Raw genomic sequence first — 17,130 nt, 5'->3', positions numbered from 1 at the left:
TTCAGCGACAGGCGTGCCGGTCCGATCCGGCTGCAGCAGCGATACTGCGGGCAACCAACAGCCAGGTTCGGGCCAGTCCCGTCCACACCGCGATCGAGGTGCCTGTTCCCTCGGCTGCGCTGCGGTCCGAGTGTGCGGCAGCCGAGCGATGCAGGGCGACGGCGTGTACACCGAGTTCGTCGATGTCCGCCCCCACGCACACCGAGTGCACTGTTTGCGCGTCGAGTTTGCGACCGGTCAATTGGCACAGAGTGTGCAGTGATCGCAGTTCGTCGGGAACGTCGGTGATGTCGAACGGGGGATCGGTCGGTGTCGAGTCGACACGGCTGTCCCCGGCAGTGCTGGTCCGGACGCCGACGATTCCGCGCTGGAGGTCGATCGGCCCCGAGGCGGCTCCGTCTGCGGCGACGCCCCACACGCTGAGAAACGACGGATGGGGAACGTTCCACTGCTCGCGGAACGCCCGGGTCACCATCTCGGCGACGAGAGCAGCGTCTGCCCTCGAATCCGTTCGCGTGAGATCGATGACCGACCCGTCTGCGACGGGCTTGCCTCGGTCCAGCCACCCGAAGTCGAGCAGCTGAACGTCGAGGGTGACCGACTCGGGTGCCTGTGGATACAGCAGCGAGGGCAGCGACGCGATCGACACCAGAGCCCCGTCTCGAGTTGCTGCGATGTCGATGTACGGCCGGAGCCCGCGCTCGCCCGGGCTGGCTTGCGCGGCCGTCACAGTGATGTAGTCCCGCATCGGCAGCGACCGCAGGTGCGCGTGCAGATTCTCGGTGAACGTGCCCCATGCACGCGCGGTGGTGGAGTCGAAATGGTCGTTCTGCACTGCGTTCACGGTGCACACCCTCTACTCGGACGAGAACTTCATTGCTGTGCCCGTGACGGTAGCGAGGGGGTCCGACAAGAACGGCCCGTCAGTAGACGTCGCGCAGATAGCGCTTGGCGCGCTTGAGGTCGTTCACGTAGTCCTCCGCGGCGTCGGAGGAGCGCCCACCGTGTTCGGCGACGACCTCGTGGAGTGCCTCGTCGACTCCCTGCGCCATGCGTGACGCGTCTCCGCAGACGTAGATCTGTGCGCCTTCTTCGAGCCAGCCGTACAGCTGCTTTCCAGCCTCGCGCATGCGGTGCTGTACATAGATCTTCTCGAACTGGTCGCGCGAGAACGCCAGATCCAGCCTGGTCAACAGACCGTCACGCTCGAAGTCCGTGAGTTCGTCCTCGTAGAGGAAGTCGCTCGCTCGATGTTGGTCCCCGAAGAACAGCCAGTTTCGGCCCGATACACCGCGAGCCCGACGTTCGTGCAGAAACGCACGGAACGGTGCTACTCCGGTGCCCGGACCGATCATGATGATCGGAGTGTCGTCGGAAGGAAGTCGGAACGACTTGTTGGCCGAAAGAAACACTCCCGCTTCCTGGCTGTCGCCGACACGATCTGCCAAGTACGTCGAGCACACCCCGCCGCGATCTCGCTCGGCCGATCGATATCTCACGGTCGACACGGTCAGGTGAACGCTTCCCTCGTGCGCTGTCGGCGACGACGAGATCGAATAGACGCGGTGCTGCAGGGGACGGAGCAGGCCCAGGAATTCGGCGGGGTCGAGAGCACCCGACCGATCGAGGTCGAGGACGTCGACGACGTCGCGTCCCCATGTCCACGCGTCGAACGACGCCCGGTCGCCGTTCTGCAGCACGTGGTCGAGTTCGGCATCACCGGCCCGCTCGGCGATGGCTTCTATCAGGTCCATCGACGGTATGCCGATTTCGTATTCGGTGGTCAGTGCCTGGGCGAGGCTGATTTCTCCGGACTTGGTGTGGACGGCCGTGTCTGCGGGGACACCGAGACGGTCGATGACGGCCGAGACCAGTGCGGCGTCGTTGACGGGTTTGACGCCGAATCCGTCTCCCGGCTCGTAGGTGATTCCGCTGTCACCGAGGTCGATCGAGAAGTGTCGTACTTCTTTCGCAGAGGTGGGACCGGACAGCAATCGGTTGCTCGACACCTGCGCGCGGTACGGATTCTTCCGATTCCACGGTGACCGCTTCGATGCTGTTCGGGTGGTGCCGAGGTCGCCGGTTCGAGCGTCGATGTCCTGTACCTGCCTTGCCGTAGCTGTCGTGATCGGTCGAATGTCGAGAGTTCGAGAACCCCGCGGTATCGAAATGCCCGAACTGATCGAAACCTTAGTAGGGACCGCTCAGTTGCGGTGCAGCACCTCGATACCGTCCACGGAGTAGACGACGTCATATCCGGTGGTCAGTGCCCGGTCGATCGCCTGCCGATCGCCGCGTTCGTCGGTCGGCCAACCCGCGGGCCGTTCTCGGTTGACGACGATCCAGTCCGGGACGGTCGAGTCGGTCGGTCGCTGCGGAAACACCGAGACGTCGTGGTCGGCGACGAGTTGTGCCACGAGGTTGTTCGACGCTGCAACGCGGTCACCGGCCGGGATCCAGGCCGAGATGTCGCGGGCAGTGGCTGCTTGTGGATCGACACGCCACTTCTCGGCGTGCACCATCCGCGACATGGGCAGGAACGGTAGCGCCACCAGTGCGAACGCAGCGACGAAGGCGACGATCGCTCGTCGACCTCGTTCGGTCAGCTGGGCGTGGCGCTCGCTGCGTGCCAAGGCGTCGATCAGGGCGACGAAGACGATCACCATCAGAATGGCGTTGTAGTGGTAGATCGGTTTCCAGAAGTTGGTGTTGTCGCTGAGGAAACGCCAGGCAACCGTCGGTACCGCGACCAGCAGAAGTGGAGAGCGCAGCGCGAAGAACCCCGTGACGGCAAGCAGCAAAAACGCCGTTGCGGCCCGGGAGTCGCCGGCAACCAGCCCGTGCGCGGTATCGGCGATCCCTTCGCCGATGGGCGGCAATTTCGAGCCCTGGCCGTACGAGTCGTCGGAGCTCAGCGCGGGAACGATCACCTTGACGGCCACTATCACCCAGGTCAGCCCCCACACCGCGGTCATCGCGCCCAGGATGCGCGGGCGGCCGGTGGTGAACAGGGCAACCAGTGCGCCGATGACGACGACCGTCAAACCCATGTCCTCTTTGACGAACACTAGCGGAAGAGCCCAGGCCAGAGAGGGCACCCAGCGTTCGCGAACGAGAGCCACCAGGGACATTGCCAGTAACGGCATCGCGAAGGCCACTTCGTGGAAGTCGAAGTTCAGCGCGGCTTGTACGCCCCACGACAGGCCGAACGCGCCGGCAATCACTGTTCCGACGACAGTGCCGAATTTCTGCACCGCCAATCGACTGATCGGAATCACCGCGAGCGCGAACAGAACCGCCTGAGCGACGAGCAGCGTCTCGGCATGAGGGAAGACGCGATACACCGGACCCAGCAGGGCCGTGATCGGCGAGAAGTGATCACCGAGGGTGTTGTAGCCGGTGCCCAGCAGATCGGAGGTCGGAGCCCGAAACTGCGAGTACGACGCGACCTGCTGCACGAATATTCCGAGGTCGAAGCCCGATGTGCGCAGTTGGCGGTGGCCGAGAACGGACATCGTCGAGTACAGCGATGCAAGGAGTACGAACGCGACGGTCGGGACCATCACATCGGGAGACCGGAGTCTCCTGCGCAGACGGCCGATGGCACGTGTGCCGGTCGTAGTTGCGGCGACGCTATCGCCGTCGGTGACGACCTGGGATTTCTCGGTAGTGGTCACGAGATGGCATGTCTACCGGACCGACGTGAGATCTTCCTGAGAAACGCCGGTCAGCGCTTGCGTTTCTTTCCTTGCGTGCGTCGCGGCGGCTGCGAGGTCAGGTGGTAGTACAGCGCGTCCTCGGAGTCCTCCACGACGACGTCGATGTAGTCGCCCACCTCGAGGTAATCGTTGACTGCGATGCGATCGGTCGAGCCGATCACGGCTTTGACCGACCGTGCGGGGACGAGCCCACGGCGCCCGTCCGGACCGACGGCCAGGGCGTAGCGAGGGCCGGTGCGCGTGACGCGTGCCCGGATGAAGTCGGGGTCCTTGGGGATCGGGTCGGGTGCCACCACGCTGCCGTCCTTCGAGGCGGCGGTCAGCGAGTCGAGCTGCGCGGCGAGATCGTCGGCCATGGCGTCGACCTGATCGAGCAGGTGCGCCATGTGCGCGGCGTAATCCGTGTGCTTTTTGGTCGGTTTGAGTGCTTCACCGGGCTTGTACATGTCCTCGTGGGTCAGCTCGCCCCACGCGTCCTGCAGCCGAGTCTTGACCTGAACCTCCACCTTCACGTCGAGGTCGCCCTGATGAGTGGCCACTCGTACGACAAGCACAGCGTGATATGCCCGGTATCCGCTCGGCTTGGGAAACGAGACGTAGTCGGTGGGCGGCTGCGCGAACCGCACCGAGCATTTCGGATCGGTACACGCGCGCTCGAGTGCGGTGACGAACGAGAGCTGGTCCCGTGGGGTCTTGCACAGCACCTTGATGCCGACCAGATCGGGCAGTGCGTCGGCCACGGCGTCGGCGTCGTGCGGTTCGCTGATGCGTCCCTCGGACAGATATCGACGGAGTTTGTCGGCAGATCTGCCAGGGTCCTTGATCCGCGCGGTCTGGGCATTGAGTCTGTCTCGGTCGACATCTTCGAGTATCTCGTCGGCGATGGTCTCGAGAAAATTCTGTGCGGTGACGAGTGCGGCTTCCCACGCGCGACGACGATGCAGATACAGCTCTTCTACCAAGTCGTCGATGCTGCTGAGCGATGTCACGAGCCGAGGTTAACCCAGAGGCCCGACCAATCCCGGCGGTGGCGCGCGATCGGCCGTCGATGCGACCGAACCCGGTTTAAGCTCTTCCGCATGACCGTGGCATCTGTGCAGAACGACGACTTCGTCGCGCAGTTCGATCCGTTCCGTCGCGAGCTGTTGGCGCACTGTTACCGCATGACCGGGTCCATCCACGACGCCGAGGACATGCTCCAGGAGACCTACATCCGCGCCTGGCGGGGGTACGCCAAGTACGAGGGCCGATCGTCGCTGCGCACCTGGCTGTATCGAATCGCAACGAACACGTGCCTCACCGCCCTCGAGGGGCGAGCCAAGCGTCCGCTTCCTACCGGACTCGGCGCGCCGAGTTCGGGCCCGACCGACGAACTCGTGCAGAACAACGAGGTGCCGTGGCTCGAACCGATTGCCGACTCGGATCTGGCCGACTCGAACGACCCGGCCACGTTGGTGGTGGGGAGGGAGTCGGTTCGCCTCGCGTTCGTCGCGTCGCTGCAGCATCTGTCGTCGAGACAACGCGCAGTGCTGTTGATGCGCGAGGTGTTGCAGTGGAAGGCCTCCGAGGTTGCCGAGGTTCTCGCCACGACGACCACTGCGGTCAACAGCCTCCTGCAGCGGGCCCGCGAGCGACTCGAAGAGATCGCTCCGGAACTGGACAACGTGGAACCCATCGAATCTGCCGAACTGCGCCAGCTCCTGGCCCAGTACGTGGAGTGCTTCGAGCGTTACGACATCGACCGGCTGGTCACACTCTTCACCTCGGACGCGGTGTGGGAGATGCCCCCGTTCGTCGGCTGGTATCAGGGAGCCGAGACGATCGGATCGCTCATCCGAAACAACTGCCCCGCCCAGGGAGCGGGCGACATGCGGATGGTGGCGACATCAGCGAACGGTCAACCTGCGTACGGGCTCTACATGGTGGGCGAGGACGGAATACATCGACCGTTCCAACTACACGTTCTCGACGTCGACGCTCGAGGCGTCGGGCATGTCGCCTGCTTCTTCGATCTGTCGCTGTTCGACCGATTCGGACTGCCCGACCGCCTCTGAGCGACATCAGCTCGTCGGAACGGCCGAGGGGTCCATCCACATCACTTCCCACACGTGATCGTCCAGATCGCGGAATGCTCGGCCGTACATGAACCCATGATCCTGCGGTTCCATCCACTTCGATCCACCCGCAGCGATGGCCGCGTCCGTGAGTGAGTCGACCTCGGCGCGGCTGTCGGCCGAAATACACATCAGTACCTCACGAGCGGACGTCGTGTCGCAGATCGAATCGGAGATGAAATCCCCGAACCTCGATGTGGCCAGAAACATCACCGTGGCCTGGTCGCTGACGATCATCGAGGCGGTGTTCTCGTCGCTGAAAATCTCGTTGAACTCGAAGCCGAGACCCTCGAAGAATGCGCGGGTGGCCACGACATCGCGGACAGGCATATTGGCGAACAGCAAACGGGACATGGATGACACCTATTCGTCGGGTACCGGCACGACCGTCGAACAACGGTCGTGCCGGTACTGACAACGGTCCGTCGACAAATTCACCGGTGCCGTGCCCAGACACGACGCGACCCCGCCGAGACGTGCTCGACGGGGCCGCGGACTGCGAAATAAAGGGGGAAGGACGTTACCGGGTGATCTGCGCGAGGCGGGAAAGCATCCGCGAGAAAACACGGCCGTCGTTGCCGAGATCGGCGTAGGGGTCTGCTGTGGTGTCCGACACGGTGGCGTCGGGCGTCACGGCAGCGAGGGTGCGCGCCAAGCGGGTGCGGCGCTCGATGGCGTCGAGGATGGTGGCGTCCAGCGTTGAAACTTCGTCGAAGAGTTGGTCGACGTCTGCGATCGCATTGTCGGCATTGCTGGTGCCGGCTGCGAGCGAATCGATCTGAACAGTCACATCGTCTCCTTTTGTTCGCGTCCTGAGGTGTGAGTCGTTCGTCCGAGCCGAACCGTTACAACCCAAAATGTGTGAACGCGATGTTTCGTCTCGCAAACCAAGATGCCCACTGGACGGGCCTGGGCCAACCTTTACGGGGTGTGATGCTGCATACAGTTCGTTCGGTTCGATTTGCTCCGGCCTTCCGAACCGAGGCGTCGGAGTGGTTGCGCTCACGCCGTTCCGGGTAGCCAGGTCGTCGATACCCCCACGTGCAAGGAGTGAGCGATGCGATACGACTACCTGATCATCGGCGGCGGAATGGTTGCCGACAGTGCTGCTCGTGGGATTCGTGAACACGACGCAACGGGTTCCATCGGGATCTTCGGAGCCGATTCCGACGAGCCGTACACGCGCCCCGCGTTGTCGAAGAAGTTGTGGACCGACAGCGACTTCGGCCGTGATCAGGTTCCGCTCGGCACCGCCTCGGACACCGGTGCCGAGGTCCATACGGGTACGCGAATCGCGTCGGTAGACCGGTCGAAGCAGGCGGTCACGACAGCGGCCGGTGAGACCCACGAGTACGGAACGCTCTTGTTCGCAACCGGCGCAGCGCCGACGCAGATCGACCTGTCGCCCAGTCCACGAGTGATCTACTTCCGCACCTTCGCCGATTACCGGATGTTGCGGGAACTGACCGAGACCGCGGAGCACATAGCGGTGGTGGGCGGCGGCTACATCGGAACGGAAATCGCAGCAGCGCTGTCTCAACAGGGTGTCAAAGTCACCCTCGTCACGTCCGACGACGTCGTGGGCAGCCACATGTTCCCCCGCTCGCTGGCCGCCGGATTCGACAAAGGGTTCTCCGATCACGGGGTCACCGTGCGCCGAGGAACCAAGGTCACGTCGGGAGCGGAGGCGTCGGCTCGTGTCCAGCTGCAATTGGACGACGGGTCCGCGGTGGAAGCAGATGGGGTCGTGTTCGGCCTCGGTGTCCGGCCCAGCACAGACCTGGCCGAGGCGGCAGGTCTCGAGGTGGACAACGGCATCGTCGTCGACGAGTTCCTGCGCACCGCGGACGAGCACATCTACGCGGCCGGCGACGTGGCCAACTACCCGGACGCCATTCTCGGTCGCCGACGCATCGAGCACGTGGACAACGCAACCGAGATGGGCAAAGCGGCGGGCCGCAACATGGCAGGTGCCGGCGCGGCCTACACCTACACTCCGTACTTCTACTCCGACGTGTACGACGACGGCTACCAGGCAATCGGAACGGTGGCAACGTCGATGAACACGGTGGAGGACTGGAAGACGATCGGCAAAGAAGGCGTCGTCTACTACCTCGACGACGATGCCGTCGTGCGCGGGGTACTGATGTGGAATGTCTGGGAGGGGCTGGACGAGGCGCGCACCTTGCTGGCCGAGAAGAAGCCTCACACGGAGGAAACCCTGAAGGGGTTGATCTGAACTTTCTGGAACACTCGACGGCGAGCACGCCGGACCGCGGTGCGACCGAGGAGAAATGATGTCTCAGTTCGATGCAGGCGATTCGGCACAGCAGCGCGCTCGATTCGATGACCGGGTGCATCGCCTCTGTGCCGACTGTCGGCTACCCGGCCATTCCGAGCCGTTGTCCGACGCCGCCGCAACGGCCGTCGCGGCGGGCAGGGTCGATGAAGCAACCAGAACGGTGCTCATCGCTCGGTGGCGTGCGGGGCGTTCTCTCCCGTCGGTCGGGGGATTCGGAACCTTGCGGCAGTTGGTGGACGAGCGGGATCGATGGCGTGCCAAGGATTCGTCGGGTAAGCCCGGCGCGGCCCTGGTCTACAAGTTGCGAGTCGCGGAGTCGAACAAGCGGATCGAGCATCTGCGAACCACGGTGGTGATGTCGAACCGGCATTACGCCAACGGCGTCCGCGCGGCACGCAAGGAACGTCGCGAAGGTATTCATCTCGACCTGGAACAGCGCGACGCGGTCTTCGATGCATTGATGCACACGCCCGCACCCCTCAAGTACGGGGTGCTCGCCGAGCGAGGTCTGACGTTGGCGGACGCCGCAAAGGATCGAGTCAGCACACTTGCACGTAGAACGCCCATCGACAAACGGGTGCAGTGGGCAGCCGGGGTGGTCGATCAGTTGATCGATCGCAAAGACGACCGATTCTCGGACCGCTACGACACGCTGCTGTTTCTCGCGGGCACCTCGTTCGATCGCATACATCGCTCGCCGGCGTGGCAGTCGACGTACTTCGAGTTTCAGCGAAGCCAGGTCGATCTGTTCGTCGAGCTCGCCGAAATCTCGGTCGATGCAACGTCTTTGCGCTCGGTGGGGGACGAGTTGATCCGTATAGGTCGGACGATGGTCGACGAGGACACGGCGGAACAGGTCGAATCACGTCGCCGCGCACTGGAAGTCGTATGGACCCAATTGACGGGACGAGTGGCTGCGTTGGTTCGTTTGGCCGATCTGGTCGAATCTTCGGAGGGTGAAGCACGTACGTCGGACGCCATGGCTCGCGCCCACAGCCTGGACGATCGAATAGACGACCTCGTCGGACGGTCGGGGAGCCGGGAGATGTCGGCAGAGAACACGCACTTCGTCGGTGATCAGGTGCACTCCCAGTGGCGCGATCAGGTGCCCACGTCGACACCCGACCGCGCCCTCGAGCTAGGCGATGATCGCGAAGAGAATGCCGGCAACCGCGAAGCTGACCACGGACAGAATCGTCTCGAGGACGGTCCACGTCTGTAGCGTCTGCTTGACGGTGAGGTTGAAGAACTTCGAGATGATCCAGAAGCCTCCGTCGTTGACGTGGCTCGCGATGATCGAGCCCGCTGCGATGGACATGGCGATCAATGCGACGGCAGGGGCCGAGTAGTCCTGCGCTGCGACGAGTGGGCCCACGATGCCACCGGTGGTGACGATCGCGACGGTGGCCGAACCCTGTGCGACACGCAGTGCACAACTGATGATGTACGCCAGGACGATGATCGGTAGACCTGCCGCCGCCATGGTGTCGGCCAGTGCGGTGCCGATCCCTGTGGCAGAGATGACCTTTCCGAAGAAAGCACCCGCGCCGACGACGAGCAACAGCATGCCGACCGGGCGCAGCGACTCACCTGTGAGCTTGCTCAGCTCCTGAACGGTGGACCCGCGGCGGATGCCCAGAACGTAGAACGCGATCAGCACGGCAATGAGAAGTGCGACGGCCGGAGTGCCGAAGAATGTCAGCACTTCGAGCAGATTGCCCGGGTCGAGCAGGATGCTGCCGAAGGTGGCACCGAGGATGAGGACCAGCGGCACCGCGATGATCGCGCCGATGGTGCCCACCGAGGGAGGCGTCGTGACCACCGGTCGTGCGGTGGTGACGGCACCGGCGCCACCGTTCGAGTCGCGGGGCGAGTCGTCCCCGTCGTTGATGAAGTCGTCCGGAACCTCGACGATGATCCGCTTACCGATCCAGTTTCCCCACACCAGGCCTGCAGCGATGAATCCGGGTATGCCACAGATGAAGCCGAACATGATCAGCCAACCGAGATTGACCTCGAGCAGTCCACCGAGTGCCACCGGCCCGGGGTGCGGCGGCAAGAATGCGTGCGTCATCGACAAGCCGGCGAGCATCGGCAACGCGTACAGCACCAGCGACTTTCCGCCTTGGCGCGCGGCGACGTACACCAGCGGGGCGAGCACGAAGATGCCGATGTCGAAGAACACCGGGATACCGAAGATCAATCCGAGCAGGCCCATCGCGACGGGTGCGCCGCGTTCGCCGAAAATTCCGAGCAACTTGGCGGTCAACGCCTGTGCGCCGCCGGACTTCTCGAGTATGGCCCCCAGTACGGTGCCGAGGCCGATGATGACGGCGATATGCCCGAGAATTCCGCCGAAGCCGGTCTCGAGCAACGACTCGTTGCTCTTGATCGCGGTTCCGACAATTTGATTGACCGGAAGACCGGCAGCCAGGGCCAGGCCGAGTCCGACGATGAGCAGTGCGACGAACGGTTCCAGTTTGATCTTGATGATCACGACGAGCAACACGGCGATTGCTATGCCGCACAGCACCAGAAGGCCGGGTGTCGAGGTTCTCAGCCAGTCGACGGCAGAATTCATGACAGTTCTTTCTCGTTGGCGGTTTCGATGGCGTGGACGAATGCCCGGGCTCGTGCTGCGATGTCGTCCCACTGAGCGGTAGCAACAGAATTCGGCGGCACCACATCCGTGCCGGCAGTTACTGCCACTGCTCCGGCTGCCAGAAAGTGTGCGGCATTTGCGGCGTTGACGCCGCCGGACGGGACCAGACGTGCATCCGGGAACGGACCGAGCAGATCCTTGAAATAGGCCGGTCCGACGGTGCGCGCCGGGAAAATCTTCACCGCGTCTGCACCGAGGTCGAGCGCGGTCATCACCTCGGACGGGGTGAGTGCCCCCATCATCAGCGGTATGCGCGCGGCGGTCACCACGGCGGCGACGTCTGACCGCAGCCCCGGTGTCACGACGAAACTGGCACCCGAGTCCAGGGCGGCCCGGGCTTGATCGGCTGTGAGGACCGTTCCGGCCCCGACGATGGCACCCGCATCGGATGCGGCCCGGATGAGGTCGAGGACTCCCGGCGTGGTGAACGTGAGCTCCACAGCGCGAATTCCGCCGCCGGCCAGGGCGTGTGCGAGTGCGGCGGGATCCGAGATGTGCGGCGCGCGCACCACGGCAAGTGCGCGGTCTTCGAGAATTGCCGTCAGTGCATTCACGACGTCTGCTTTCTGGCTGAGTCCATACGCAGGGCATGGCCTGCCAAGGAGTGGGTGGGAAGAAAATCGTCTATCGTGAACGAGCCGTTGACCATCACGTGGCGGATTCCCTCGGCCTGCTGTTTGGGCTCTTCGAACGTGGCGGTGTCTCGAACGGTGTCCGGGTCGAACACCACGAGATCGGCAGCATGACCCACGGCGATCGTGCCGCGCCTGCGCAGTCGTAACCGTGCAGCCGGACGACCCGTGAGGTGATTGATGCACTCCTCGAGTGAGAGCAGTTGCTCGTCCCGCACGTAGTGGCCCAGATAGCGGGGGAACGTTCCCCAGGCACGCGGATGTGGCTTTTCGCCTACGAGAATGGCGTCACTGCCGCCCATATGGCGCGGATGCTGCATGATCTCGCGAACGTTCTCCTCGTGCCCGACATGCTGCAGGATGGTCGTGGCCAGAGCGTCGCGGCGTAGAAAGTCGAAGAACACGTCGACCGGCTCGAGCCCTTCGTCCGCCGAGATGTCGGCCATCGTGCGACCGACGTACCGGTCGAGTTCCGGGTTCGATACTCCACTGAGCTGAATCGTCTCCCACTCGACGGTGACTCCGTGGCAGCCGTCCGAGCCGTCGACATCGACGTCCTGCGCTATGCGGCGACGCTCGGCCGGATCGTCGAGTCGTTCCAGCGCTCGGTCCGGCCCACCCGACATCGCCCAACTCGGCAGCAGCGCAGACAGAGTCGTGGCCCCGGGTAGGTACGGATACGTATCGAGCGTGACGTCGCAGCCGTCGGCGATCGCGGAGTCGACAAGATCGAGAAATTCACGTGCCCGACCACGATTGACACCGAAGTTCATCGTTGCGTGGGTCAGATGAAGGGCGCATCCGGTTTCTCTGGAGAGATCGAGCATCTCCTGGTAGGCGTCGAGTGCACCCGCGCCGTACGACCGGGTGTGGGGAGCATAGAACCCGCCGAAGTCTGCCACTACCTCACACAGTGCTCGCAATTCGCTTGTGTCGGCACACATTCCGGGTGTGTAGGTGAGTCCGCTCGACATTCCGACGGCACCGTCCTGCAGGCCCTGCGCCAGCAACTCCTGCATGTGGGTGATCTCGGACGGCGTTGCGGGACGTCGATCGGCACCGACGGCCAGGTAGCGCAGCGTTCCCTGCGGAACCAGATATGCGGCGTTCGGAGTGATGCCACGGTCGAGTCGGGCGAGATACTCGGCAACCGTTCGCCAGGAGAAGTCCAGATCGACGGGATTGCCGTTCCACCCGGCGATCTGTCGCCGGATGACGTCCAACGTCGCATCGTCGATGGGCGCGTACGCGATGCCGTCCTGTCCGATCACCTCGGTGGTGACACCCTGGCTGATCTTGGCGAAGTGCCCAGGATCGGTCAGCAACCCCAGATCGGAGTGCGCATGCATGTCGATGAAGCCGGGGGACAGGACGTGACCTGGTGCTGCATCGACGATTCTGTCTGCACTGGAAAGGCTTCCGGGCTCGACGAGTGCTGCAATGGTGCCATCACGGACGAGAACGTCCCGACGCAGCCGCGCGGAACCGGTGCCGTCGATGACGTCGAACCCGCGAAATAGTGTGTCCGCCATCAAGTTCTGCTTCCTAGAAAAAGGTGTGTATCAGATCGACCACGAGTGGGTCGTCGCTGTCCGAGTCGTCCACGACGGGGATCAGACGCCATTTGTCGAACGCAGTGCAGGGGTGCGAGAGGCCGAGTCGCAGCACCGCCCCCACCGGAAGTGCGTCGGCGTCGTCTGCCGGTAGTCGAAGAAAAGCATGCTGGTCGTTGAGTGCCGTCACCTCCGCGCCCTGATCCAGGAGCTCATTACCTCGAACACGTTGCGGGACGGGCATTCCTTCGTCGAAAGGAAAGTCGCGCTTACCTGCGTCCAGCAATGCGAGGCCGGGCTCGGGGCGTGACACCACTCGCGCCCATCCGTGCATCGCGGAAACCAACGGCGTCTCGGTTCGGGCGGGAGTCAGCGGTGAGATCTGCGAATAGAAGCCGTCGTCGTGCGCCACGTAGGCCCCGGATCGGAGCACGACGTCGGTGCGCACGCCGTTGCCCGAGGTCAGAGAATGCAGACGTTCGACCACCAAATCCTGATACGCGCTCCCGCCTGCGGTCACAATGGCGTGATCGCCGTACAGTCCCTCGGCATCGAAGGTGCAATGTAGTGCGGCGAGAGTGTCGAGGTAGGTGCGTACTGCCGCGAGACCGGCCTCGGAACGGTCGTGGCTCAGAGCACCCTCGTAGCCGCCCACACCGGCCAGTGCGAGACGGGGTGACGCGGCGATCTCCCGTCCTACTGCGACGGCCTCCTCGGTCGTTCGCGCGCCGGTTCGTCCGTGCTCGCCGCCGAGTTCGACGACGACGGACACCGGTCGATCACCGTGGTCGGCAAGGATGCGGTTCATCTCTCGCACCGTGGCGACGCTGTCCGCCCAGCAGTAGAACTCGAACTCGGGATGCGAGTCCAGTTCGGCGGCAATCCAGTTCAGAGCAACAGGATCGACTTCGGCATTGGCGAGAACGATTCTCTCCACACCGAATGCGCGTGCCACCTGAACTTGCCAACCGGTAGCGAGGGTGATGGCCCAGCAGCCCGCATCCAGTTGTTGCTTCCACAGTTGGGGAGCCATGGTCGTTTTGCCGTGGGGTGCCAGGAGGACGCCCGCCTTCTCGGTCCACTGCGCCATCACATCGACGTTCGATGCGATGCGTGTCCTGTCGAGGGTGAGTACAGGGGTGGTGAATTCGGACAGCCGCGGCGCGGTGGCCAGAAAGCTCTCGGCGCTCTGTCCCCACGATCTCGCTGGGAGCGATTTGTGTTCGGGCCCCAGGAGTCGTCGACTGAGCGCCTCGACTCCGGCAGTGTCGATCACGGCAGTCTCCTCGAGTTCTGCGTTGCGCTATATGCAACGACGGTTGCGTATCGTGTCTTTCATTTGTAGTCTGCATCCAACGATGCATTCCCGCAAGAGTTCGAGGAGACGGACATGGCAGCCCCCCGGGTGGTGTGTGTAGGCGAAGGCCTCGCTGTCCTCGTCGCGGACCCTGGCCCACTGGAACAGTCGGAGACGTTCCATCGCACGGCTGGAGGTGCGGAAGCCAACGTGGCTCGTGTCCTCGTCCAACTGGGAATCGAGGCTGCGTGGGTCTCGCGGGTGGGTGACGACGGGTTCGGCCGATATCTGGTCGCGGAACTCGACGCTGCCGGTGTGGACACGTCGGGCGTGATCGTCGATAACGGGCGGCCGACGGGCCTCTACATCAAGGAGCGCGGATCGGGGTCCGATCACCGTCACGACCTGCCTCTGGGAGACAGCGCGATGACGTACTACCGGTCTCTTTCGGCTGCTACTGCGCTCTCGCCCAACGATATTCATGACGAGGTGCAAGCGTCGATCGACTGCGCCGACCTCGTCCATTTCACCGGCATCACCGTCGCCATCTCACCCACTGCGGAACAATTGACGCGAAGCCTCATGGCCCGCCCCTCCACTGTCAGCTTCGATCTCAACTATCGGCCGGCCTTGTGGGCCGGGCGTTCGGACGACGCGGCCCGCGTCCTCGGTGAGCACGTCCGCGGTAGCGACATCGTGTCGATGGGTGCCGACGAGGCCGCTTCGGTGTTCGGGACATCGAGTCCAGTGGAACTACGCGAGATGTTTCCCGAGCCCCGTCATTTGGTGATCAAGAACGATGCACATACCGTGACGGCATTCGAGGGCGCCGCGCGAGTCGACGTCCCCGCATTGACGCTCGACGTCGTCGAAAAGATCGGTGCAGGTGACGCTTTCGCCGGCGGCTTTCTGGCCGCGTTGTTGATGGGATACAGCGCGGCGCAGCGTGTGCGATTCGGACATCTCTGTGCCGCAGGCGCATTGACCGGCCACGGTGATGTAGCGAAAGTCCTGCCGCACGACGAACTGGCAGCGCTGGCCGGAATCGACGACAATGCGTGGGCGACACTCGACTACGCGGCCGTGGCAGCGATGCACACCGAGGCGGCGTTGTGAGCCAGAGCTTGTCGAGGGCGCTGACGATCCTGGGATTGCTCGGGGACGGATCGAAGTCACTCGAAGAACTCGCCGCAGTCCTCGGTGTACACAAGACGACGGTGCTGCGACTGCTTCGGACCATGGAATCGGACAGGTTCGTCAGCCATGGAGCGGATCACCGGTACCAACTCGGTTCGAGGCTGTTCGAGCTCGCAAATCACGCGCTCGAGCAGCGAGACGTGCGCACCGTCGCGCGACCGCATCTCGCTGCACTGAACTCCGACACGGGCCAGACGGTGCACCTGGCCACGTACGAGGCGGGGGAGGTCATCTACATCGACAAGTTCGACGCACAGCAGAGCGTGCGGATGTACTCACGCGTCGGACGGCCGGCACCGCTGCACTGCACCGCGGTGGGAAAGATACTGGTCGCAGGCCGCCCGCGCGCCGAACGAGAAGAGATCGCTCGACGCATCACGTACACGCCGTTCACAGAACGCACGATCACCACACCGGAGAAGTACCTACGCGAGCTCGAGCTCGTGGACGAGCAGGGTTTTGCGGAGGACCGTGAAGAACACGAGTCTTTCGTCAATTGCATCGGCTGCGCGGTGCGCAACGGGACCGGAGACGTGGTGGCCGCGGTGTCCATGTCGGTACCGGACATGTTGCTCGACCATCAGCAGGTACTGGCTGCGCTGCCCGCAGTGCGCGGCACGGCAGCGGCAATTTCCGAAGGACTGGGCTGGCGGCCGCCCGATCGACATGACCGCTCACTGACAAACGACAGTTCGATGGAAGGAACATCATGAGTGAAAAGATCGAAATCCGCACCACAGGTGCCCCGGCCCCGGCACACACCTTCTCCCAGGGGGTGCGGAAAGGGCCGTTCGTGCAGGTTTCCGGTCAGGGCCCGGTGGATCCGGCGACGAGCGAATACCTGTTCCCAGGTGACGTTGCCGCGCAGACCACTCGGACCTTGGAGAACGTCAAGGCAATCGTGGAAGCCGGCGGTGCGACGTTCGACGACGTCGTGATGCTGCGCGTGTACCTGACCAAGCGTGAGGACTTCTCGATCATGAACGACGCCTATGGCGAGTTCGTCTCGGCGCACACGACAGGCGACGTGCTGCCGAGCCGCACGACCGTGTTCACGGGACTCCCGCGCGAGGAGATGTTGGTCGAGATAGACGCCATCGCCGTCGTCTGACTGCAGGCTCGATCTAGATGTTCACACGAAAATTACATCTGACCAGGCGATTTGCGTAAGCGTTGGTCTTCGCGTAACTTTTGTCGAGTCAGAGCGACACGGACACCGACCCGGTCTTCACAAACCGGGACAACGAGGTTGTACGGAGTACGTCCTGAACAACCCAGACAAGGCAGAGGTTATCAGCCATGTCTGGGGTTCGAGCGTGTAAGCCCCGGACGTTTCCGTTCACACGGTGACCATGGTGTGTGCGTGTTCTTTGAGAACTCAACAGTGTGTCGATGAATGTCAGTGCCGAATTTTATTTGGTGAATGCATTCGATGTATCAGCCATCCGCTTGTGGTGGTTGTTGTCGGGTGTTGTTTGAAAATGCTAGTTGAGTTTATTTGCTAGTGATTTGACTCTTTATGTTTATGACTGATTTGCAGTTTCGACTGTTGATCGAGAGTCTTTTACGGAGAGTTTGATCCTGGCTCAGGACGAACGCTGGCGGCGTGCTTAACACATGCAAGTCGAGCGGTAAGGCCTTTCGGGGTACACGA

At 63.3% G+C, this 17,130-nt stretch carries 16 protein-coding genes and 1 rRNA gene; 7 read left to right on the top strand and 10 right to left on the bottom strand.

Annotated features, from left to right (window positions below; genetic code table 11):
• Position 1: 1 nt before the first annotated feature.
• The 4 genes from AB0O58_RS14410 to AB0O58_RS14395 form a co-directional block, all read right to left on the bottom strand.
• Entirely contained in the window at positions 2-844 is an 843-nt protein-coding gene (locus AB0O58_RS14410; RefSeq protein ID WP_366238315.1) for a hypothetical protein, read from the bottom strand.
• Between the two features lie 79 nt (positions 845-923).
• Positions 924-2,129, bottom strand: coding sequence for a sulfite reductase subunit alpha (locus tag AB0O58_RS14405; protein WP_366238375.1), 1,206 nt, complete (start codon positions 2,127-2,129; stop codon positions 924-926).
• A 75-nt stretch (positions 2,130-2,204) separates the two neighbouring features.
• Positions 2,205-3,677: a DUF2079 domain-containing protein gene (locus AB0O58_RS14400; protein ID WP_366238314.1), complete on the bottom strand. Its 1,473-nt coding sequence runs from the start codon at positions 3,675-3,677 to the stop codon at positions 2,205-2,207.
• A 50-nt stretch (positions 3,678-3,727) separates the two neighbouring features.
• Positions 3,728-4,708 carry a GTP pyrophosphokinase family protein gene (locus tag AB0O58_RS14395; protein ID WP_027497694.1) on the bottom strand — a complete coding sequence of 327 codons (981 nt, stop codon included), beginning with the start codon at positions 4,706-4,708 and terminating at the stop codon, positions 3,728-3,730.
• Between the two features lie 90 nt (positions 4,709-4,798).
• On the opposite strand from AB0O58_RS14395, the gene AB0O58_RS14390 reads away from it, so the two are divergent.
• Positions 4,799-5,773 (top strand): sigma-70 family RNA polymerase sigma factor, encoded by a 975-nt coding sequence (locus AB0O58_RS14390; protein ID WP_027497693.1) that lies wholly within the window; start codon positions 4,799-4,801, stop codon positions 5,771-5,773.
• A gap of 6 nt (positions 5,774-5,779) precedes the next feature.
• On the opposite strand, the gene AB0O58_RS14385 is transcribed toward AB0O58_RS14390, so the two are convergent.
• Positions 5,780-6,187, bottom strand: a complete 408-nt coding sequence (locus AB0O58_RS14385; protein ID WP_032364405.1) for a VOC family protein — start codon at positions 6,185-6,187, stop codon at positions 5,780-5,782.
• 166 nt (positions 6,188-6,353) lie between these two features.
• Positions 6,354-6,623: a hypothetical protein gene (locus tag AB0O58_RS14380; protein WP_366238313.1), complete on the bottom strand. Its 270-nt coding sequence runs from the start codon at positions 6,621-6,623 to the stop codon at positions 6,354-6,356.
• Positions 6,624-6,890: 267 nt separating this feature from the next.
• Here AB0O58_RS14380 and AB0O58_RS14375 point away from each other — a divergent pair, with 267 nt between their 5' ends.
• Both AB0O58_RS14375 and AB0O58_RS14370 read left to right on the top strand, forming a co-directional pair.
• Positions 6,891-8,072, top strand: a complete 1,182-nt coding sequence (locus tag AB0O58_RS14375; protein ID WP_366238312.1) for an FAD-dependent oxidoreductase — start codon at positions 6,891-6,893, stop codon at positions 8,070-8,072.
• A gap of 58 nt (positions 8,073-8,130) precedes the next feature.
• Positions 8,131-9,357 (top strand): hypothetical protein, encoded by a 1,227-nt coding sequence (locus tag AB0O58_RS14370; RefSeq protein ID WP_366238311.1) that lies wholly within the window; start codon positions 8,131-8,133, stop codon positions 9,355-9,357.
• On the opposite strand, the gene AB0O58_RS14365 is transcribed toward AB0O58_RS14370, so the two are convergent.
• From AB0O58_RS14365 to AB0O58_RS14350, 4 genes are read right to left on the bottom strand one after another with little or no spacing between them, the layout of a single operon-like run.
• Complete coding sequence (locus tag AB0O58_RS14365; protein ID WP_366238310.1) at positions 9,274-10,716, bottom strand: gluconate:H+ symporter; 1,443 nt, start codon at positions 10,714-10,716, stop codon at positions 9,274-9,276. The two genes, AB0O58_RS14370 and AB0O58_RS14365, sit on opposite strands and share 84 nt — an antisense overlap.
• A complete protein-coding gene (gene eda / locus AB0O58_RS14360; RefSeq protein WP_027497688.1) occupies positions 10,713-11,351 on the bottom strand; it encodes a bifunctional 4-hydroxy-2-oxoglutarate aldolase/2-dehydro-3-deoxy-phosphogluconate aldolase in 639 nt (212 codons plus the stop codon). Before eda ends, AB0O58_RS14365 begins: the two co-directional genes overlap by 4 nt.
• A complete protein-coding gene (locus AB0O58_RS14355) occupies positions 11,348-12,961 on the bottom strand; it encodes a D-aminoacylase (protein ID WP_366238309.1) in 1,614 nt (537 codons plus the stop codon). The genes eda and AB0O58_RS14355 overlap by 4 nt, the downstream gene beginning before the upstream one ends.
• Positions 12,962-12,974: 13 nt before the next feature.
• Positions 12,975-14,258 carry an alanine racemase gene (locus AB0O58_RS14350; protein WP_027497686.1) on the bottom strand — a complete coding sequence of 428 codons (1,284 nt, stop codon included), beginning with the start codon at positions 14,256-14,258 and terminating at the stop codon, positions 12,975-12,977.
• A 114-nt stretch (positions 14,259-14,372) separates the two neighbouring features.
• Between AB0O58_RS14350 and AB0O58_RS14345 the strand changes: the two genes are divergently transcribed.
• From AB0O58_RS14345 to AB0O58_RS14330, 4 genes are all read left to right on the top strand, one after another.
• Positions 14,373-15,395: a sugar kinase gene (locus AB0O58_RS14345; protein WP_366238308.1), complete on the top strand. Its 1,023-nt coding sequence runs from the start codon at positions 14,373-14,375 to the stop codon at positions 15,393-15,395.
• On the top strand, positions 15,392-16,189 hold the full coding sequence (locus AB0O58_RS14340; protein ID WP_366238307.1) for an IclR family transcriptional regulator: 798 nt from the start codon (positions 15,392-15,394) through the stop codon (positions 16,187-16,189). The genes AB0O58_RS14345 and AB0O58_RS14340 overlap by 4 nt, the downstream gene beginning before the upstream one ends.
• Positions 16,186-16,587 (top strand): RidA family protein, encoded by a 402-nt coding sequence (locus AB0O58_RS14335; RefSeq protein ID WP_032372898.1) that lies wholly within the window; start codon positions 16,186-16,188, stop codon positions 16,585-16,587. Before AB0O58_RS14340 ends, AB0O58_RS14335 begins: the two co-directional genes overlap by 4 nt.
• A 452-nt stretch (positions 16,588-17,039) precedes the next feature.
• Positions 17,040-17,130: ribosomal RNA gene (locus tag AB0O58_RS14330) — 16S ribosomal RNA — on the top strand; the annotation flags it as partial.

Source organism: Rhodococcus sp. NPDC080181, assembly GCF_040702225.1.
GTDB classification, from domain to species: domain Bacteria; phylum Actinomycetota; class Actinomycetes; order Mycobacteriales; family Mycobacteriaceae; genus Rhodococcoides; species Rhodococcoides fascians.
This window is presented reverse-complemented; position numbering and strand designations above follow the sequence as displayed.

What these genes read in the sequence shown, in the direction of transcription:
- AB0O58_RS14390 (WP_027497693.1), top strand. Translation starts at nt 4,799, where the DNA reads ATGACCGTGGCATCTGTGCAGAACGACGACTTCGTCGCGCAGTTCGAT.
- AB0O58_RS14385 (WP_032364405.1), bottom strand. Translation starts at nt 6,187, where the DNA reads ATGTCCCGTTTGCTGTTCGCCAATATGCCTGTCCGCGATGTCGTGGCC.
- AB0O58_RS14375 (WP_366238312.1), top strand. Translation starts at nt 6,891, where the DNA reads ATGCGATACGACTACCTGATCATCGGCGGCGGAATGGTTGCCGACAGT.
- AB0O58_RS14370 (WP_366238311.1), top strand. Translation starts at nt 8,131, where the DNA reads ATGTCTCAGTTCGATGCAGGCGATTCGGCACAGCAGCGCGCTCGATTC.
- AB0O58_RS14365 (WP_366238310.1), bottom strand. Translation starts at nt 10,716, where the DNA reads ATGAATTCTGCCGTCGACTGGCTGAGAACCTCGACACCCGGCCTTCTG.
- AB0O58_RS14355 (WP_366238309.1), bottom strand. Translation starts at nt 12,961, where the DNA reads ATGGCGGACACACTATTTCGCGGGTTCGACGTCATCGACGGCACCGGT.
- AB0O58_RS14345 (WP_366238308.1), top strand. Translation starts at nt 14,373, where the DNA reads ATGGCAGCCCCCCGGGTGGTGTGTGTAGGCGAAGGCCTCGCTGTCCTC.
- AB0O58_RS14335 (WP_032372898.1), top strand. Translation starts at nt 16,186, where the DNA reads ATGAGTGAAAAGATCGAAATCCGCACCACAGGTGCCCCGGCCCCGGCA.